The organism is Methylobacterium sp. ARG-1, from assembly GCF_001262595.1.
In the GTDB taxonomy this organism is placed as follows: Bacteria; Pseudomonadota; Alphaproteobacteria; order Rhizobiales; family Beijerinckiaceae; genus Methylobacterium; species Methylobacterium brachiatum.
In genome coordinates, this window is record NZ_LHCD01000003.1 from 124,034 (window position 1) to 142,169 (window position 18,136).

General features: G+C 70.6%; 21 protein-coding genes and 1 pseudogene. 15 read left to right on the forward strand and 7 right to left on the reverse strand.

Annotation, left to right across the window (positions count from 1 at the left end; all coding sequences use genetic code 11):
- Nucleotides 1–273: 273 nt before the first annotated feature.
- Nucleotides 274–435, forward strand: a complete 162-nt coding sequence (locus tag AKJ13_RS32175) for a hypothetical protein (protein WP_007560031.1) — start codon at nt 274–276, stop codon at nt 433–435.
- Nucleotides 436–507: 72 nt separating this feature from the next.
- On the opposite strand, the gene AKJ13_RS04285 is transcribed toward AKJ13_RS32175, so the two are convergent.
- Together AKJ13_RS04285 and AKJ13_RS04290 are read right to left on the reverse strand one after the other, a co-directional pair.
- The gene (locus tag AKJ13_RS04285; RefSeq protein ID WP_050732246.1) at nt 508–1,416 is read right to left on the reverse strand and encodes a metallophosphoesterase; all 909 of its coding nucleotides are present in this window, start codon (nt 1,414–1,416) and stop codon (nt 508–510) included.
- A gap of 64 nt (nt 1,417–1,480) precedes the next feature.
- Nucleotides 1,481–1,972 (reverse strand): annotated as a pseudogene (locus AKJ13_RS04290) (VIT1/CCC1 transporter family protein); the annotation flags it as partial.
- Between the two features lie 284 nt (nt 1,973–2,256).
- Here AKJ13_RS04290 and AKJ13_RS04295 point away from each other — a divergent pair.
- Genes AKJ13_RS04295 through lpxK form a run of 3 tightly spaced genes read left to right on the forward strand, consistent with a single transcriptional unit; the run spans nt 2,257 to nt 5,368 of the window.
- The gene (locus tag AKJ13_RS04295; protein ID WP_050732248.1) at nt 2,257–3,042 is read left to right on the forward strand and encodes a lysophospholipid acyltransferase family protein; all 786 of its coding nucleotides are present in this window, start codon (nt 2,257–2,259) and stop codon (nt 3,040–3,042) included.
- On the forward strand, nt 3,039–4,370 hold the full coding sequence (locus tag AKJ13_RS04300; RefSeq protein ID WP_050732249.1) for a 3-deoxy-D-manno-octulosonic acid transferase: 1,332 nt from the start codon (nt 3,039–3,041) through the stop codon (nt 4,368–4,370). Before AKJ13_RS04295 ends, AKJ13_RS04300 begins: the two co-directional genes overlap by 4 nt.
- Nucleotides 4,370–5,368 carry a tetraacyldisaccharide 4'-kinase gene (lpxK, locus tag AKJ13_RS04305; RefSeq protein ID WP_050732250.1) on the forward strand — a complete coding sequence of 333 codons (999 nt, stop codon included), beginning with the start codon at nt 4,370–4,372 and terminating at the stop codon, nt 5,366–5,368. Before AKJ13_RS04300 ends, lpxK begins: the two co-directional genes overlap by 1 nt.
- On the opposite strand, the gene AKJ13_RS04310 is transcribed toward lpxK, so the two are convergent.
- Nucleotides 5,346–5,564 carry a DUF2093 domain-containing protein gene (locus AKJ13_RS04310; RefSeq protein WP_050732251.1) on the reverse strand — a complete coding sequence of 73 codons (219 nt, stop codon included), beginning with the start codon at nt 5,562–5,564 and terminating at the stop codon, nt 5,346–5,348. The two genes, lpxK and AKJ13_RS04310, sit on opposite strands and share 23 nt — an antisense overlap.
- Before the next feature lie 52 nt (nt 5,565–5,616).
- A complete protein-coding gene (locus AKJ13_RS04315) occupies nt 5,617–6,603 on the reverse strand; it encodes a bifunctional riboflavin kinase/FAD synthetase (RefSeq protein ID WP_050732252.1) in 987 nt (328 codons plus the stop codon).
- Between the two features lie 291 nt (nt 6,604–6,894).
- Here AKJ13_RS04315 and AKJ13_RS04320 point away from each other — a divergent pair, with 291 nt between their 5' ends.
- The 6 genes from AKJ13_RS04320 to AKJ13_RS04345 all read left to right on the forward strand — a co-directional run bounded on the left by AKJ13_RS04320 (nt 6,895) and on the right by AKJ13_RS04345 (nt 10,946).
- Nucleotides 6,895–7,278 (forward strand): response regulator, encoded by a 384-nt coding sequence (locus AKJ13_RS04320; RefSeq protein ID WP_007560016.1) that lies wholly within the window; start codon nt 6,895–6,897, stop codon nt 7,276–7,278.
- A 111-nt stretch (nt 7,279–7,389) separates the two neighbouring features.
- Nucleotides 7,390–7,923, forward strand: a complete 534-nt coding sequence (locus AKJ13_RS04325; RefSeq protein ID WP_050732493.1) for a protein phosphatase CheZ — start codon at nt 7,390–7,392, stop codon at nt 7,921–7,923.
- 111 nt (nt 7,924–8,034) lie between these two features.
- Nucleotides 8,035–8,829, forward strand: a complete 795-nt coding sequence (locus AKJ13_RS04330; protein ID WP_050732253.1) for a creatininase family protein — start codon at nt 8,035–8,037, stop codon at nt 8,827–8,829.
- 70 nt (nt 8,830–8,899) lie between these two features.
- Nucleotides 8,900–9,616 (forward strand): DUF1223 domain-containing protein, encoded by a 717-nt coding sequence (locus AKJ13_RS04335; protein WP_050732254.1) that lies wholly within the window; start codon nt 8,900–8,902, stop codon nt 9,614–9,616.
- Nucleotides 9,613–10,284: a sigma-70 family RNA polymerase sigma factor gene (locus tag AKJ13_RS04340; protein ID WP_244471509.1), complete on the forward strand. Its 672-nt coding sequence runs from the start codon at nt 9,613–9,615 to the stop codon at nt 10,282–10,284. The genes AKJ13_RS04335 and AKJ13_RS04340 overlap by 4 nt, the downstream gene beginning before the upstream one ends.
- Complete coding sequence (locus tag AKJ13_RS04345; RefSeq protein WP_050732255.1) at nt 10,284–10,946, forward strand: NrsF family protein; 663 nt, start codon at nt 10,284–10,286, stop codon at nt 10,944–10,946. Before AKJ13_RS04340 ends, AKJ13_RS04345 begins: the two co-directional genes overlap by 1 nt.
- Nucleotides 10,947–10,949: 3 nt before the next feature.
- Here the strand turns inward: AKJ13_RS04345 and AKJ13_RS04350 are convergent, their stop codons facing one another.
- On the reverse strand, nt 10,950–11,441 hold the full coding sequence (locus tag AKJ13_RS04350; RefSeq protein ID WP_007560010.1) for a YcgN family cysteine cluster protein: 492 nt from the start codon (nt 11,439–11,441) through the stop codon (nt 10,950–10,952).
- Nucleotides 11,442–11,667: 226 nt separating this feature from the next.
- Between AKJ13_RS04350 and AKJ13_RS04355 the strand changes: the two genes are divergently transcribed.
- Genes AKJ13_RS04355 through AKJ13_RS04365 form a run of 3 tightly spaced genes read left to right on the forward strand, consistent with a single transcriptional unit; the run spans nt 11,668 to nt 15,291 of the window.
- A complete protein-coding gene (locus tag AKJ13_RS04355) occupies nt 11,668–13,968 on the forward strand; it encodes a PBP1A family penicillin-binding protein (RefSeq protein ID WP_050732256.1) in 2,301 nt (766 codons plus the stop codon).
- A gap of 4 nt (nt 13,969–13,972) precedes the next feature.
- Nucleotides 13,973–14,677, forward strand: a complete 705-nt coding sequence (locus tag AKJ13_RS04360) for a DUF1214 domain-containing protein (protein WP_050732257.1) — start codon at nt 13,973–13,975, stop codon at nt 14,675–14,677.
- Complete coding sequence (locus AKJ13_RS04365; RefSeq protein WP_050732258.1) at nt 14,665–15,291, forward strand: hypothetical protein; 627 nt, start codon at nt 14,665–14,667, stop codon at nt 15,289–15,291. The genes AKJ13_RS04360 and AKJ13_RS04365 overlap by 13 nt, the downstream gene beginning before the upstream one ends.
- A 12-nt stretch (nt 15,292–15,303) precedes the next feature.
- Here AKJ13_RS04365 and AKJ13_RS04370 read toward each other — a convergent pair whose 3' ends face one another.
- Nucleotides 15,304–16,095 carry a hypothetical protein gene (locus AKJ13_RS04370; protein ID WP_050732259.1) on the reverse strand — a complete coding sequence of 264 codons (792 nt, stop codon included), beginning with the start codon at nt 16,093–16,095 and terminating at the stop codon, nt 15,304–15,306.
- A 109-nt stretch (nt 16,096–16,204) separates the two neighbouring features.
- Complete coding sequence (locus tag AKJ13_RS04375; RefSeq protein WP_050732260.1) at nt 16,205–16,417, reverse strand: hypothetical protein; 213 nt, start codon at nt 16,415–16,417, stop codon at nt 16,205–16,207.
- A 415-nt stretch (nt 16,418–16,832) separates the two neighbouring features.
- Here AKJ13_RS04375 and AKJ13_RS04380 point away from each other — a divergent pair, with 415 nt between their 5' ends.
- Together AKJ13_RS04380 and gshB are read left to right on the forward strand one after the other, a co-directional pair.
- Nucleotides 16,833–17,126 (forward strand): hypothetical protein, encoded by a 294-nt coding sequence (locus tag AKJ13_RS04380; protein ID WP_050732261.1) that lies wholly within the window; start codon nt 16,833–16,835, stop codon nt 17,124–17,126.
- 46 nt (nt 17,127–17,172) lie between these two features.
- Nucleotides 17,173–18,129, forward strand: a complete 957-nt coding sequence (gene gshB / locus AKJ13_RS04385; protein WP_050732262.1) for a glutathione synthase — start codon at nt 17,173–17,175, stop codon at nt 18,127–18,129.
- Nucleotides 18,130–18,136: the final 7 nt, after the last annotated feature.

An 18,136-nucleotide genomic window follows, 5' to 3' on the forward strand; every position in this document is an offset into this window, starting at 1 on the left:
TTCGTGTCGCCTGGGGCCGCGGCACGGTCCGGCGTCACCTTATTCTGTATGCAAGGGACCGGCCGCATTTTTAGGCACGCATCGATCGCGAGCGGTGGCAACGGTTTCCCGCACTGCAGCAGAAGCCGCTAAGCATTTCGCCGTAACCGACCCTTGCCAGACATAGATCGATTGATAACCTCGTCACTGTTCGCGCGTTCGACCGGCCAGATCAGCAGAAGGATCGCTCTCCTCCGACGAAGACAGGCAACCTCCAGCACAAGGCAGGCTTCCATGGCAGAGATGATTCGCGTCAAGCCGACTCACGACGGCACCTACACTGTCTATCGCGGGACTCTCGCGTTGATCAGCGGCCTAACCCGCCTTCAGGCCGAGCGCTACGAAGCCAGCATCAGCCAGCAGCAACGGGCCGAACTCGCCTCCGCGAGCAATTGAATCCTGTGCCGAGGCCGGCCCCCGAACGGGTGCGGCCGGCCTCGGACCGGACGACGCTCAGGGACGCGGACGTTAGTCGAGGGCGATCGGACCGAGGTCGCAGACAGTTCCGCCCGCATCGAGGCCGCGCCGTCGCGCACTCACCGCGTAGCCGGCACCATTCCGAGTGATCTCGTAGAGCAGGTAGGAGGCGCGGCGTGCCGCCAGGCCGCCATGCCCGTCCGGCCGCGCCGATGCCGAGGGCGCACCAATCACCGGCACGAAGCGTCCGTCCGGTCCCGGGACCAGGGCGCTGGTGGTGGTGTGGTTGTGGCCATGCAGGATCAGCTCGGCCCCGGCACGCGCGATCATCGCCGTGAAGGCGGCGGCATCCTTGAGTTCGCGCCCCGACGACGCGCCCCCCGGCTGAGGCGGGTGGTGGATCATCACCACCCGGAACGGCTTTCCGGGCTCCGTGGCCAAGGCCCGCAGCAGGGATTCGGCGGCCGCGAGCTGCGGCGGACCGAGGCGGCCGGTTGCCACGAAGGGCTTCGTCGGGATGGCGCTCGACAGGCCGACCAGCGCCACAGGCCCACGCCGCCGAAGATAGGGAAACCGGCCGGACGAGCCCGAATCGTCGCCGGTATAGCCGCTGCAGGCCGCCAGCAGACCTTCCAGGGAGCCGCGGACATAGGCGTCGTGATTGCCGGGGACGAAGCTCACCGTCTCGGGCGAGCCCAGAGCTTCGAGGAACGTGCGCGCGGTCTCCCACTCGCTCGGCAAGCCGATGTTGCACAGGTCGCCCGTGCAGGCGACATGCGCGGCCCCCTGCTGCTTCAAGTCCGCCACCAGGGTTTCGAGCACGGTCATGTCGTGGCTGCGCGACCGGCCCCTCCGCCAGTTGGCGTAGCCGGTGGCGCGCTTGCCGATGAGCTGGTGCAGGCGCACGCGGCCCAGCGGGCCGACATGCGGGTCACTCAGATGGGCCAGGCGGAAGGTCAAGGCCGACGATCAACGCTCGAGAGGGGCATGGACGCGCCCCGCATCGCGGTCGCGAGGCCCCGCGTCAAGCGCTGCAGATCAGCATCCCGGCGGCGAGCACCAGCGCGCCCCCGAGCATTACCTGCAGCGCCGCACGCCAGAACGGCGTCGCCATGAAGCGCGTGCGGATCGCCGCGATCGCGACCAGCTCGACGATCACGACCAGGACCGCGATGCTGGTGGCGAGGAGGAACGGATCCGGCCAGCCCGGCGGGAGCTGGTCGGGGATCGCGTAGGGCAACGTATGTCCGAGGCCGCCGAGCGTCGTCATCACGCCGCAGACCAGGCCACGCATCCAGGGATCCCCCCGCCCGGTGACGCTGCCGTCATCCGACAGCGCCTCCGTGAAGCCCATGCTGATGCCCGCCCCCACGGAGGCCGCGAGCCCGACCAGGAAGGTCGCGCCGTTATGGCCGGTGGCGAAGGCTGCAGCGAAGATCGGTGCCAGGGTCGAGACGGATCCGTCGATCAGGCCCGCAAGTCCGGGCTGCACATAGCGCAAGGCGAAGACACGCCGGGCTTCGGCGACCTCGGCCGCTGTATCGAGGGCTGCTGCCACGGGCTGGCGCTCCTGTTTAGAGACGTTCCAATCTATATATTGGAACGTCTCTAAACAAGGAAGGTTCGATCTTTTGTTGGACGAGGGTCAAGCTTGCGCGGAGCGGGTGCGACGAGGGGTCGATTCGCTATCCCTGGCGGCGCGCGAGTTGCGTTGGCTCGGGCCAGGGGACTAGACCGTGGGCGGACGAATCCCCGCCCGGTCCGTTCGGGCTGCGCCGCTCCGGCTGCCACAAGCGTCTCATGAGTCTCGGCAAGCGCATCCTTCGCCATCCCGCCGTTCAGCGCGTCCTCGGGCGCATGGCGGCCGGGTATCTGCGGCTCGTGCAGGCCACGAATCGCTTCGAGGTCCATGCCGATGCGGCCGGCCCGGGTGCCGCGGATGGGTGGATCGACGCGCAGGTGCCGCTCATCGCCGGCATGTGGCACGGGCAGCACATCATGATGCCGTTCATGCGCCGGCCGAGCGACCGGGTGGCCACGATCATCTCGAAGAATCCGGACGGCAACATCAACACGATCGCGCTGGAGCATCTCGGCGTGCGGGTGATCCGGGCCTCCGGCGCCCGGGGCCGGGACCGGGCGACCGATACCCGCGCCAAGGGCGGGGCCGAGGGGTTGCGGGCGATGCTGCGGGCCCTGAAGGCCGGCGAGTCCGTAGCCTTCAGCGCGGACGTGCCGAAGGTCTCACGCCGTTGCGATGCCGGGATCCTGACGCTGGCACGCTTCTCCGGCCGGCCGATCGTCCCGGCCGCCGTGGTGACGAGCCGGCACCTGCGCTTCAAATCCTGGGACCGGGCCTGTCTCGGCCTGCCGTTCGGGCGGGGCGCGGTTGTGCTAGGCGAGCCGATCCACGTCGCCCGCGATTGCGACGGCGAGGAATTCGAGGCGCTGCGGCGGCGCCTCGAAGCCGAGATGAACCGAGTCCATGCCCGCGCCTACGCGCTGGTGGGACGTGCCGACCGCGCAGCGCTCTATCGCAGCGCGCCGCCGGCCGCGGGTGCCGATCTGGTCGGGGAATCCGCGTGAAGCTCCCGTCCGTGACCCTGCCGTTGCAGGTCTACCGTGCCGGCCTGCGGGTCGGCGAGCCCGCCTTGGCCGGCCTCCTCGCCTGGCGCGCCCATCGCGGCAAGGAGGATCCGCTGCGGCTGCCCGAGCGGCGCGGCCTGCCGGGCCGGGCCCGCCCGGTCGGCCCGCTCGCCTGGATGCACGGCGCCAGCGTCGGCGAGGTCCTGTCGCTGATCGGTCTCGTCGAGGGCATGATCGCCCGGGGCTTCTCGGTGCTGGTGACCACCGGCACCCGCTCGGCCGCCGAGCTGATCCGGGGGCGGCTGCCGCCCGGGGCGGTGCACCAATACGTGCCGCTCGACGCGCCGCGCTGGGTCGCGCGGTTCCTCGCCCATTGGCAGCCGAACCTCGCCATCGTGGCCGAGTCGGAGATCTGGCCGAACACGATCCTGGAACTGGACGCCCGCGAGATCCCGCTCATCCTGGTCAACGGCCGGATGTCGGAGCGGTCGTTCAAGGGCTGGGAGCGCTGCCCGCGCACCGCCAAGGCGCTTCTGTCGCGGATCGCGGTCTGCCTGACGCAGACCCAGGAGGACGGCGCGCGCTACGCCAAGCTCGGCGCGCCCCGGGTCAGCATCACCGGCAACCTGAAATTCGACGCCCAGGTCCCGCCGGTCGATCCACAGCAACGCGCCTATCTGGAGGGCATGATCGCCGGCCGGCCGGTCTGGGTTGCGGCGAGCACCCATCCGGGCGAGGAGAGCATGGTTGCCTACGCCCATGCGGTGCTGAAGGCGCAGTTTCCGCGGCTCTTGACGATCCTCGCCCCCCGCCATCCGAGCTGCGGCGCCGAAGCGGCCGAAGCCGCGGCGACCTACAATCTGCGCAGCGCCAGACGCTCCAGCGGTGGTCGGCCTCACCCCTCCGTGGAGATCTACGTTGCCGACACGATCGGCGAGCTGGGCCTGTTCTACCGGCTCGCACCGCTGGCGTTCCTCGGCGGCTCGCTGGTCCCGCATGGCGGCCAGAACCCGATCGAGCCGGTGCGCCTCGACACCGCGATCCTGCACGGGCCGCACACGGACAATTTCGACCCGGTCTATCGCGCCCTCGACCGGGCCGGCGCCGCCCTGCCAGTCAAGGACGGCGTCGAGCTGGCCGCCATGGTCGGCGAGGTCCTGGGCGATCCGAGGCGTCTCGCCGGCATGGTCGAGGCCGGCCCGGGGGCGCTGCGTCCGTTCGAGGGTGCGGTCGGGCGCACGCTCGCGGTGCTCGAACCCTTCGTGGCGCAGATGAAGCTTCAGCGGCTCGACCGGGGCGATCTCGCACGGCCGCTCGCGCGGGTCTGATGCGGCCACCGCGCTTCTGGGCGGCGGGGCCCGGCCACCCGGCCGCGCGGTGCCTGGCCCCACTGGGGGCGGCCTACGGCGCGCTGACCGCCCGGCGCATGGATCGGCCCGGCGCCAGCGCCGGCTGCCCGGTCCTGTGCCTGGGAAATTTCCCCCTCGGCGGGGCCGGTAAGACGCCCGCCGCGATCACGGTCGCCGCGTTGCTCACGGAGCTCGGCCGGAAACCGGCCTTCCTGTCCCGGGGCTATGGCGGGCGTCTCGCCGGCCCGGTTCGGGTCGATCCCGACGGTCATGCCGCCGCGGATGTCGGCGACGAGCCGCTGCTCCTCGCCCGCCACGCGCCGACAATCGTAGCCCGGGACCGCCCGGCCGGGGCGGCGCTGTGCCGGAGCCTCGGCGCCGATGTGATCGTCATGGATGACGGGCTGCAGAACCCGACGCTCGCCAAGGATCTCGCCTGGGCGGTGGTCGATGGCGGCGCCGGCATCGGCAACGGCCGCCCATTCCCGGCCGGTCCCCTGCGCGCGCCGCTCGCGCGGCAATGGCCTCATGTCGCGGGCCTGATCCTCGTCGGCGACGGCGCGCCCGGCGGTTGGGTTGCAGAAATCGCGGAGCGCCGCGGGTTGCCGGTCCACCGGGCGCAGCTGATCCTGGAGGGCGCCGGTTTCGCCGGTCGGCGCTGCCTGGCCTTCGCGGGGATCGGCCGGCCCGAAAAGTTCTTCGCGACGCTGCGCGGGACCGGCGCCGTGATCGTGGCCGAGCGGCCCTTCCCGGATCATCACCCCTATCGCGACGCGGATCTCGCCGCGCTCGCAGCGGAGGCGGCCCGGCTCGGTGCGGATCTCGTGACAACCGAGAAGGATGCCGTGCGGCTGCCCGCCGCCTTCGCGGCCCGGGTCGACGTGCTGCGCGTGCGCCTGGTACCGGGTGATCCGGAGGCGCTGCGCCGCCAGATCCGGCCGGCCCTGCCGGAGGCTACGGACGTCCAGTTTTCTTGAGGCGCTTCATGATCGCCTCGGGCGACACGTAGGCTTCCTGCCGCGCGGCGCTCCAGTAGCGCAACTCGTCCAGCGGGATCGACTCGCCGGTGACCGCGCAGCGCACGAAGCTGCCCGGCTTGACCACCCGCATGGTGCCGTCCCCGTACTCGACGACCGCCTCGCCGTTCTGTCCACGCTCGTAGCGACCCAGCACATCCGCCTCCTGATCAAGGCCGCCTTCTACATCATCTCACGCGTTCGGAGAATCAGGCGAGCATCGATGAGGTCCGGTCGGCGGCCAGCAGGGACCGGGCCGTGTCGGCGTCGATATGCATGCGCGCGATCAGCGCCTCGGCGCTGTCGAACCGCTCCTCGCCGCGGATGTAGCCGACGCATTCGACCGCGATCTCCCGCCCGTAGAGGTCGCCCGCGAAATCGAACAGGTAAACTTCCAGCAGCGGCGCGCCGTCGTCGAAGGTCGGGCGGCGCCCGTAGCTCGCGACCCCGTCGCGGATCTCGCCCGGCCCGAGGCGCACGCGCACCGCGTAGATACCGTGCGCCAGCCCGCAATCGGGCAGCATCACGTTGGCAGTCGGGAAGCCGAGCTGGCGCCCGCGCTTGTCGCCGTGGCGGACTTGGCCGAGCACGAACCAGCGATAGCCGAGCAGCGCGTTGGCCCGGGCGACGTCGCCCGAGGCCAGGGCCGCGCGGATCGCGCTCGATGAGACCGGCTCCGTCTCGCCCCCGAGGGCGACCGGCTCCACGATCCGGCAGCCGAGCCCCGCCTCGCGGCAGAGCTCCGCCAGGACCGCCGGCGTGCCTTCGCGGCCACGGCCGAAATGGAAATCATGGCCGACCACGACCCCGGACAGGCCGAGCGAGCCCTTGAGGAACGCCAGCACGAAGGCACGCGCGCTCGTGGCAGCCAGCGCGCCGTCGAAGCGACGCACGATCAGCCCGTCGAGGCCGAGACGGGCGAACACGATCTCCTTCGCGGCCAGCGAGGTCAGGCGGAACATCGGCGCGTCGGGTGCGAAATAGGCGCGCGGATGCGGCTCGAAGGTCAGCACGGCCGCCGGCCGGCCGGCCTCGCGCGCCGCCGCGCGCACGTTCTCGACCAGCACCCGGTGACCGCGATGGACGCCGTCGAAATTGCCGATCGCCGCGACCGCGCCGGACAGGGCGGGCGGGACTGGAGCGTCCGCGCCGCAGATCGTGAAAGGCCGCATGGCCGGTTCGTCGCCTGAGGCCATCGATTCGGGGTCGGAGACTCGGAAGGGTCGGATGGAAGCGCCTGAGCTGTCCGCGTCAGGCCCGACGCCGCCGGACCCTGCCGAAACCCGCCCGGAGGGTCAAGCGAAGCGACCACGCTGCAACATCGCAGGAGCCGGCCGCGAATGACACACCTGCAGATTAACGGCTTCGCAATGCGCGTGCCCTATTTTAAATGCTGTGCAGCGCGGCTATTTTGCGGCGTTAGTGAAGCGTTCATCTTTCCGGGAGCCGCCGCGGCTCCCCGCCGGGCAATACGGAGCAGTTGGTCTATGGCTCTCGATCTGAGCATGCCGATCCTCGTTGTCGACGATTACCAGACGATGGTCCGAATCATTCGGAATCTACTGAAGCAACTCGGCTTCGAAGAGGTCGACGACGCGTCTGACGGTACGGCAGCACTGGCGCGGCTCAAGGACCGCAAGTACGGCCTGGTCATCTCCGACTGGAACATGGAGCCGATGACCGGCTACGAGCTCCTCCGGCATGTGCGGGCGGACGAAAACCTGCGGACCACGCCGTTCATCATGGTCACCGCCGAATCGAAGACTGAAAACGTCATTGCGGCAAAAAAGGCCGGCGTGAACAATTATATCGTGAAGCCCTTCAACGCGGCGACGCTCAAATCCAAGATCGAGGCCGTCTGCGGGAACTGATGAGTTCCCTGGCACGTCCAACGCGCCCTCCGGCGAAGGCCTCGGCACGCCGGAAGACGCCTAAGAGCGATGCCCGCCGGCATCGATGGTCGCCGATCCCAGGAGGAGAGCATGGCTTCATCCGCCGCGCGCCAGCCCGATATGCGGTTCCGTGAGCCGCACGCCGTGATCTCCGAGTTGATCGAGATCGCGGATTACATCGCCCATCTGCGCGAGGAGATCGGCGCACTCCGGGCGAACGAGATGAGCCGCGACCGGATCCCCATGGTCCATGAGGAGCTCGGCAGCGTCGTCGAGGCCACGGCCGGGGCGACCAACACGATCATGGAGGCCGCGGAGGCGATGCTGAGCCTCCCGGACGGACCGGGATACCGAGATGCGGTCGAGGAGCGAATCAACACGATCTTCGAGGCCTGCGCGTTCCAGGACATTACTGGTCAGCGCATCGCCAAGGTGGTCGAGGCCCTGCGGCTGTTCGAGCAGCGGCTCGCCCGCTTCGTGGGCGCCGTGAAGGCCCGCGATGCCACCTCCACCGATCCGGCGGAACTGGCCCGCCGCGCCCGCGCCGAGAACCTGCTCCTCAACGGTCCCCAGGCCATCGAGGAAACCCCGTCTCAGAACGACATCGACGCCCTCTTCGCCTGACCGGCTCCAAATCGGTCGACCGGCATTCGATGCGGGGCGCTCGGGCGGTATAGATCGCCGTCGGCAACCGGCGTCGAACGGTGGTTTCGAGGGAAGGTCCAGGCCAAAATCATGGTGGCGCGGCTCTGGTCCGATCTGACCACGGACGATCTGGCGCGGCGCGACATGCGGCGCGCCATTGCGGTGCTGCCGGTAGCCGCCATCGAGCAGCACGGCCCGCACCTGCCGCTCGGCACGGACGCGATCATCGCCGAGGGCTACCTCGCCCGCGTCCACGCGCGCGCGCCTGACGACCTCGACGTTCTGCTGCTGCCGGTCCAGACCATCGGCAAATCCGACGAGCACGACGCCTTTCCGGGCACGCTCTCGCTCGATACCGGGACGGCGCTGGCGGCCTGGACCGGGATCGGCGCCGCAATCCGGCGCGCCGGGTGCCGCAAGCTGGTGATCGTCACGAGCCATGGCGGCAACAGCGCTTTGATCGATCTCGTCGCCGGCGACCTGCGGGCGCAATTCGGCCTTATCGCGGTGACGACATCCTGGGCCCGGTTCGGCTACCCGGACGGACTGTTTCCCGCCGACGAGATCGCGTACGGCATCCATGCTGGCGGCGTCGAGACCGCTTTGATGCTGGCCCTGCGGCCGGATCTGGTGCGGACCGACCGGATCGCCGATTTCCCGCCACGCAACCGCGACATGGTCCGGGATTTCACCCATCTGCGCGCCGGCCGGCCCGCCGCTTTCGCTTGGAAGGCCGGCGACCTGCATCCCTCTGGAGCCATGGGCGACGCCCGTTTGGGCTCTGAGGCGGCCGGCCGGGCCGCGCTCGATCACGGTGCCGCCGCCTTCGTCGAGCTGCTGCGGGACGTGGATCGGTTCGAACTCGACGGATCCGATCGGGCGTAACCGGCGCCGGCATCCGACCGAAAGATCGGTCACGCGCCGGCATTCTCCGTCGGTGTCGGGAGGCCCGGCCATGAAAAGCGTCGCGTTGATCTCCGCTGCCCTGATGCTCGCCGCCGTGCACCCGGCCGTATCGCTGGAGCGTCCCGTCGTCGTCGAGCTGTTCACCTCGCAGAGTTGCTCGTCTTGCCCGCCTGCGGAGGCGCTGATCGGCCGGCTCGCCCATGAAGGTGCGGACGTGCTGCCGCTGGCCTTCCACGTCACCTATTGGAACCATCTCGACTGGCGCGACCCCTATTCCCTGCCGGCCGCCACCGCTCGCCAGAACGACTACGCCGCCCGGTTCGGCGGCCCGAGCTACACGCCGCAGGCGGTGATCGACGGCCAGGCAGGCCTCGTCGGGTCGGACGAGGCCGCCCTTCGGTCGGCAATCGCGCAGGCGCGGAGCGCCGGGACGTCCGTAGCGGTGACGCTGGCGCGGAACGGCGGCCGCCTCACCGCCAGGGTCGGGGCGGGCCGCGGCGCCGGCCGGGTCCTGCTGATCGGCTTCGATCCGAGCCACACCAGCCGGGTCCTGCGCGGCGAGAATGCCGGGCGCACCCTCGAGCAGGCCAACGTCGTCCGGGCGATTCAGGATCTCGGCCCCTGGTCCGGCGCCGCCGCGACCGTCGAGGCCGCCGCGCCCGCCGGCGAGACCGCCGCCCTGCTTCTGCAGGCGGAGGATGGCCGCATCCTGGGCGCGGCCCGCCTCGACGAGCGCCCCGCCGCTGTCGCGGAGGGCCTGCGATGATGCTGACCATGTCGGGTGGCTTGGCGGTGGGCGGATGGGTGCTGGCGCCGGATGCCAACCCCGGGCTAGACTCGATGCAGGCCGGGGAACGGATCGGCGGCGGGGCCCGGATGGCGCTCGAAGAGGACCTGGCCGCCTTGATGGCGGCCGCGCAGGGTGGAGACGCGGCCGCGTATCGCGCCCTGCTGAAGGCGTGCCTGCCCGTCGTCTCGGCGATCGCACGGGCGCAGGGCGTGCGCGGCGAAGCGGTGGACGACGTCGTCCAGGACACGCTGATGACCGTGCATCGGGCGCGCGCCAGCTACGATCCGGCGCGGCCATTCCTGCCGTGGCTGCGCGCCATCACCCAGCGCCGGGCGATCGACCGCCTGCGCCGGGCCGGCCGGCGGCCGCGGGAGGTTCACGATCCCCTCGCCTACGAGGCCGAGGCCGATCCCGGCCCCGAGCCCGGCCAGGGTCTCGAGGCGCGCGACCGCGCCGCCGCCCTGGCGCGCGCCGTCGCGTCCCTGCCGGATGGTCAGCGGCAGGCCGTGGAACATCTCGGCCTGCGCGAGCTGTCGCTGGACGAGACCGCCGCCCTCACCGGGCGCAGCAAGGGCGCCCTCAAGGTCAACCTGCACCGGGCCCTGAAGGCCCTGCGCGCCAACCTGATGCAGGAGCGGCGCTGATGGCCGATCTGGCCCGTCACGAGCGGCTCGTCGAGGAGCTCGCCGGCAGCCTGGAGCCGGTCCGGCCGCTGCCTTCTCCCGCTCTTCGTGCCGCTCTGTGGCTCGGCGCGGCTCTGCTCATCGGGCTGATCCTGGCGAGCCGGATCGACACCAGCGGCTTCATGCTGCGCATGGGCGTGCCGGATCTCGCCTGCGCGGCGCTGGGCGCGTCGTTGACCGCCGCGAGCGCGGCCTTCGCGGCTTTCGCGACCAGCGTGCCGGGCCGCTCCAAGCTCTGGGCGCTGCTGCCGCTGCCGCCGCTGGCCCTCTGGGTCGGGGCGAGCGGGTTCGGCTGCCTACGCGACTGGATCGCCCCCGGCACCGGCCAGCCGCATCCGGAAGAGGTCGCCGGCTGCTTCAGCTTCCTGGTCTGCGTCTCGGTGCCGCTCTCGGTTCTGATCGTCGTCATGCTGCGCCGCGCCTGCCCGCTCCGGCCGAACCTCACGGCTGCGCTGGGCGGCCTCGCGGCCGCGGCCGCGGCCGCGACGCTGCTGATGCCGTTTCATCCGCATGATGCCACCGCGGTGGATCTGCTGATCCACGCGGTGGCGGTCGTCGGGGTGATCGGGCTCAACGGCCTCGCGGGCGGCCGGCTGCTCTGCCGCCGGGCCGGGCTCGCCTGAGGATCACGGCGCGTCCGGATCCGCTCCCGGCCAGGCCACGATCCGATCCGGCAGCTCGTCGTCGGAGAATTCCTCCTCGTTGCCGGCGAGCCGGCCCCGGATGGAGATGCCGGCCTCGTGCACGCTGGAGGCACGGCCCGAGACCAGGGGATGCCACGGATAGAGCGGCTCGCCGTCCCGGATGAGGCGATAGGCGCAGGTCGGCGGCAGCCAGGGGATGGTGCGCACCGCCTCCGGGGTCAGGCGGACGCAATCGGGTACGCGCTTCTGGCGCCGGGCATAGTCGCGGCACCGGCAGGTCAGGCCATCGAGCAGGGTGCAGCCGATATCGGTGTGGTGGACTTCGCCGGTCTCGTCGTCCTCGAGCTTGATCAGGCAGCAGCGGCCGCACCCGTCGCACAGGCTCTCCCACTCGGATGGCGTCATGGCTTCGAGGGTCTTGGTCCGCCAGAACGGCTCGGCGACCCCGCGGCGCAACGCCTCGGGCTTGGACATCGGTCAATCTCACGATCGGGAAGAGCGTGTCTCTGCCCGAGCCGACGCCGCGGGGCAAGCGGCCTGGCCTGCGGCGAATCACGAGACCGCGCAGAGCCTCGCCGACCGTTCCGGATCCTGCTAAGGAAGGGCATGCCGCGCGGTGTCTCGGCCGCGGGTACCATGCCCGCGGCGCGGGCGCTCGATCCTCCGCCGCGAAGGCGCTCGACAAGCCGGGTCCGACAACGTGCGCCTGCCGACGCTCACCGAGATCAAGATCCGCATCGAGCGCGCCGCCCTGGCGTTCGATGCCTGGGTCAATGCCGGCCTGTATGACAGTGGGCGGTCCACCGGCGCGGCCTACGAGCGCTACCAGCGGATCATGAGCCGCTTCGCGGTGCATGGCTGGAAGCGGTTCGCCCTCGACCTGACCAGCGAGGCCGTCACCCTCGGCGCCGGCGGCGCGGTGCTGCTGCTGGCCTTCGCGCAGCCCGCCTTCCAGCTGACCAGCGAGAACTGGCTGAAGCAGCAGGACCTCGCGGTCACGTTCCTCGACCGCTACGGCACGGAGGTTGGGCGGCGGGGCATCAAGCACGACGACTCGCTCAAGCTCGACGAGTTTCCCGACATCATGATCAAGGCGCTGGTCTCCACCGAGGACCGGCGCTTCTACGAGCATTGGGGCATCGACCCGATCGGCACCCTGCGGGCGCTGGTGAACAACTCGCGCGGCGGCGGCAACACCCAGGGCGGCTCCTCGATCACCCAGCAGCTCGCCAAGAACCTGTTTCTGACCAACGAGCGGTCGCTGGAGCGCAAGATCAACGAGGCGTTCCTGGCCCTGTGGCTGGAGAGCCACCTGACCAAGAACGAGATCCTGAAGCTTTATCTCGACCGGGCCTATATGGGCGGCGGCACCTTCGGCGCCGTGGCGGCGGCGGATTACTATTTCGGCAAGCCGCTCAAGGACATCAGCCTGGCCGAGGCGGCCATGCTGGCGGGCCTGTTCAAGGCGCCGACGAAATACGCGCCCCACGTCAACCTGCCCGCCGCCCGCGCCCGTGCGGCCGACGTGCTGCACAACATGGTCGAGGCCGGCTTCGTGACGGAGGGGCAGATCCAGACGGCGCTGCGCAATCCGGCCACGCCCGTGACCCGCACCCGCGACATCACCGCCGATTACTACCTCGATTGGGCCTTCGGCGAGATCAAGGGCATGGCCGATGCGGGCAAGCTCCGCAGTGACCGGGTACTCACCGTGAAGACGCCCCTGGACTTGGCGATCCAGAAGCGGGCCGACGACGTGGTCGCCGACATCCTGCGCAAGTCCGGCGATGCCTTCGACGTGGACGAGGCCGCCATGGTCATCCTCGACCCGGACGGGGCATTGCGCGCCATGGTCGGCGGCGCCGATTACGGCGAGAGCCAGTTCAACCGCGCCACCGACGCGCTGCGTCAGCCCGGCTCCTCGTTCAAGCCCTACGTGTACTCTGCCGCCCTCGCCGCGGGCCTCTACAAGCCCGAGACCGTGGTGGTCGACAGCCCGGTCTGCATCGGCAATTGGTGCCCGCAGAATTACGGCCGGTCCTATGCCGGCCGGGTGCCGATGTGGCTCGCGGTGGCGAAGTCGATCAACACGATCCCGATCAAGATCTCGATCGCACTCGGCAAGGCCATGGGCATCAGCCATGAGGCCCGGGCCGCCAAGGCCGGCCGCGCCAAGATCATCGAGACCGCCCACCGGATGGGCATCACCTCGAACCTGATCGACACGGTCTCGATGCCGATCGGCTCCGACGAGGTGACGGTGATCGACCAGGCGGCCGGCTACGCGGTGTTCGCCAATGGTGGCTTCAAGGCCAAGCCCTATGCGGCCATGGAGGTCAAGAACTCGTCGGGCGAGGTGATCTACCGCCACGCCGACGAGCCGCCGGATCGGGTTCTGTCGCCCCAGGTGGTGGCCGACATGAACTTCATGCTCAACAAGGTCGTCGAGGAGGGCACCGGCAAGCGCGCGCAGCTGGAAGGCGTGAAGGTCGCCGGCAAGTCCGGCACCACCAATGCCTACCGGGATGCCTGGTTCGTCGGCTACACGGGCAATTACGTCGGCGCGGTGTGGTTCGGGAACGACGACCACACCTCGACCAACAAGCTCACCGGCGGCTCACTCCCGGCCCAGCTCTGGCACGACGTTATGGAGCCGGCCCATCAGGGCATCGAGATCAAGGGCCTGCCCGGCCTGAAGGACAATCCCCGCGCCGCCCAGCAGCAGGCGTCCGGCGGGCCCACCGCCCCGCTCGATCCCAATGCCAGCGCCTACGGCAAGCTCTCGCGCCGTTCCTTTGAGGTGATCGGCGGGCTCAACGGCCTGTTCCGCACGGTCGAGCGCGCGCCTGCCGGTGAGGCGCGGCCGGATGCCGGTGGCGCCGACAAGGCCACGCAGAAGACCGACCGGAAACCGGGCGACCGGGCCGCTGCGCCCCCGGCGCAGCCGCGGGAGGTGGCCGAGGGCACTCGATCCGTCGGCGGCCGCATCGAGCTGCGGTGATCCGATGAGGCTCGCGATTCCCGGAGGCCCCGGCCGCAGCACCGCGGCCGGAGACGATCGACCCGCGCCGAAGGTCCGGTCCCTCGGCGGCGCCGGCCGGTTCCTCGCCCATCTCTGGCGCAAGAGCTCGGTTGCCGGCCTGGCCGTCTATGCACTGGGGCTCGGCGGGGTGCTCGGCCTCGCCAGCGCCGACTGGGCGACCCGCGGCGGCTACCCGTTCGGCGGGGTTCAGGTCGGCGCCTGGACGGCCTGGCCCCGGGCCGGGGCGGGCAATGCCGATCCCTATACGCGGGCCGTCAACGCCCGCCGGGGCGAGATCCCCCTGGCGGTGGGTGAGGGCCTGCTGCTGACCGCTTCGGTGGACGATCAGGGTCAGGCGCTCGACGCCACCTGCAGCTACCGCGTCGGCGGCGGCACGCCCCCGGCCCGGGCCTGGACCCTCACGGTCGCCGGTCGCGGCCCGCGTGATCCCGGCCGCCCGGCCGTGCGTGAGGGCTTCACCTCGACCGAGGTGCTGCGTGGGGCCGACGGGCGGTTCTCGGTGGTGCTCGCCCCCGACGTCCAACCCGGCAACTGGCTGCCGAGCCCGCGCGACAGCGGCCCGGTGCGTCTGGCGCTGCGGCTCTACGACACCCCGGCCGCTGCCAGCGTCGGCTCGCTCGATCGGGATTCTGTGCCGGTCATCACCCGCCTGGGATGCGCCTCGTGAGCCTGCGCTTCGTCTACGCCACGCTGATCGGCTTGGTGCTCGCCGGAATCGTGCACATCGCCGCGGTGCTGGCGATTCCGGTCCTGTCCGAAAAGGATGCCGTCTCTCGCGCCCGGACCAGCGAGAATCTGGACCACCCGCAGCCGATCTACACGATCGCCACTGGTGACGAGCCCTCCCCGCCCGAGGCGTGGCTGCCGATCCCGGATCCGGCCGTGGCGGTGGGCGTCTGCGCCTACGATCTCGCCGACGGGCCGATGCGCGTCTCCGCACGGACCGGGCCGCTGTCGCTGTCGCTCGCGGCCCATGCCCGCCGCGGCGCTTTCTATGCGGTGACCGACCAGGCCGCGGTGCGCGGCGCCCTCGACCTCGTGATCCTCACCCGCGCCCAGTACGACGAGGCGCTGGCCGACGACGACGAGAACGATCCGAGCCGCGACGTGCGCATCGTCGCGCCCGACAATCGGGGCTTCGTGGTCGTTCGGGTGATCGCGGGTCTGCCGAGTCAGCGGCCCGGTGCCAACGCCGCGGTCCAGTCCGTCTCCTGCACCACCGACACGCCAACCGACGAGCCCGCCGGCAAGGACGCCCCCGGCAAGCCTGCGGGGCGGTAATGCCGGTTCCGCTCAGTCTTTGACCACGAGCGGCGGAGCCTCGGCGACCGGCGCTATGGCGGCTTCGAGGCCGCAGCGGGCTGCGGCATCCGCCGGGAGCAGCGGCTCGAGGAGGTTGCGGCGTGCGGCGAGCATAGCGATGGCGCGCTCGGCCGAGACCGATTCCTTGGCCGGGGCCGCGGCGAAGAGGTGCTCCAGGGCGTAGCGGTAGCGGGCGAGCCGCAGGCCGCTCTCGATCCGCACCCAGGCGATCAGGCACCGGTTCTCGGCGACATGCTGCGCGGCCTGGCGGATGTCGGAATCGTCCAAGGTCTTGGCGAAGGGCAGGCTGCGTAGCCGCGCGGCATCCGCGTCGATCACCCGCGCGGCGAGCGCCGTGAAGATCGGGATCAGGCGGGCATCGGCCGTCGCGTCGTCGGCGAGCTGGCGGTAGCGGGAGACCGGCGAGCGCGATGCTTCCGCGGTCAGGGTGTCGTAATAGGCGCCGACCTCGTCGAACCGCCAGGTCGGCGTCGTGTGCGCGCTGGCCAGTCCGAGCAGCGCATCGTGGAAGGCCGAGAAGGTGCTGGCCGGCTGCACGAACCGCCAGGCGCGGTCGCGCAGGGCCTGCTCGTCGTCGGTCAGACCGGAATCGAGGATCAGGCGACCGCGATCCCGGGACGAGAAGCTGCCCGTAGTATCGATCAGCCCGTTCCAGACGCCGGTCCGGGGCCGGCCGAAATCACCACTCTGCGTGCAGGCGGCGAGCAGCGCCAGCACCGCTCCGGCGGGCAGGAGGGTGGAGGCCCGGCGGCCGCGATTCACGCGCCGGCCTGCATCCGGGGGGACATTCGGCCGGGGGCGGTCCGGAACAGGCATGATCAAACCGTCGGAAACGTCGCGCGGCCGGGCCGGTCGACCGTCAGGGGCAGGCTCAGGAGGCGAGGCGCTCGTAACGCACGCCGAGGAAGAACAGGATCTCGCCGCGCTGCTCGTCGGCGCGCGGCAGGCGGCGCGTCCGGCGCGCCTCGGTACCGGGAAACGGGATCAGGAGCGCGGACGCATCCCGGGGCGCATCGCGCATCGCGTCGTTCGCGGCCACCGGCGCATGAATCTCGCGGATCACCTGCGGTTTGAAAGGGGTCATGGTCTCCGGCTCCTGTCGGCGGCTCGAGCGGCAGCGCCCGGGCCCTGCAGAGGGGGTCGGCAAGGGCTACAGAAACCATTCAGCATGACGTGGTTAACGGAGTCTTGCCGGCCATCGGGCGTATGTGGCGCGCGATTTGCGAAGCCGTGTTCGCCCATGGCGGGCGTTTCCTCCCTTTGACTGAGGCCCTGTCCGATCGCGGACGGGGCCTTCTTCTTGTCGGCCGGCTGGTGCCGCCGCGATGCGGCTCCGGTGCCACACCGGGGCGGGGCGGTGGCGCGGCGTTCCGTGCGGGGAACCCATGCGGAGCTGCGGCGCTTGCCTACCGCCCTGCGCGACCGATATGCCGGGCCCAAGCGGACGGGAGACCGCCGCATCGATTTTCCGCGCGATCGAGATTTGAGGACACCGCTGAATGCGACTCGTTCCGGAACGCACCTTGCACGCCTACCGTCGTCGTAGCCTCGCTGCGGCCGCCCTCGCCCTCGTCACGCTCGCCACAGGACCGGCCTACGCCCAGCGCGAGGACCAGGGGCTGCAGCTCGGCTGCGCCAACGACTATTTCCGCCTCTGCGCCGGCGTCGATCCGAACAGCCAGGACGCGGACAAGTGCATGATGCGCAACCGCAAGCGCCTCTCGCCCGAGTGCCGCTCGGCGATCGGCGATTACGACAAGCGCACCGGCAGCAAGTCGCTGTCCGACGATTGAGAACGCCTCCGGTCGAGACAGGCGCCGCAGGCGAAGGGCATTTTCGATGGGCTTGACCGTCGCCGTCCAGATGGACCCGATCCAGAATATCAGGATCGCCGGGGACACCACCTTCGCGCTGCTGCTCGAGGCGCAGCGGCGCGGGCACAGCCTCGTCTATTACACGCCCGACCGGCTCTCGATGCAGGGCCGGCGGGTCACCGCCCGGGTCGAGCGGCTGACGGTCCAGGACGTCGAGGGCGCGCATTTCACCCTCACGCCGCCGGAGCGGATCGATCTCGCCGAGGCGGACGTGGTGCTGATGCGCCAGGATCCGCCCTTCGACATGGCCTACATCACGGCCACCCACATGCTCCAGCGGATCCACCCGGAGACGCTGGTGGTCAACGATCCCTTCGAGGTGCGCAACGCGCCCGAGAAGCTGTTCGTGCTCGACTTCCCTGAATTGATGCCGCCGACCCTGATCAGCCGCGACAAGGCGGAGATCGAGGCATTTCGGCTGGAGCACGGCACGGTGGCGATGAAGCCGCTGCACGGGCACGGGGGCGCGGCCGTCTTCAAGGTCACCGAGACGGACCCGAATTTCGGCTCGATGTTCGACCTGTTCGCGACGACCTTCCGGGAGGCCTGGGTGATCCAGCGTTATCTCGACCGGGTGACTGAGGGCGACAAGCGCATCATCCTCGTCGACGGCGTGGCGATGGGGGCGATCAACCGCGTACCGGCGGCCAACGACATCCGCTCGAACATGGTGCGCGGCGGTGCCGCCTCGGCCTCCGAGCTGACCGAGCGCGAGCGCGAGATCTGCGCGACGATCGGACCGGAGCTGGCCCGGCGCGGCCTGATCCTGGTGGGGATCGACGTGATCGACGGTCACCTGACCGAGATCAACGTCACCTCCCCCACGGGCATCCGGGCGATCCAGCGGCTCGGCGGGCCCGACCTGTCCGTGGCGGTGTGGGACGCAATCGAGTCCCGGGTCGCGGCGCGCAAGGGCGTCTGAGCCGCGC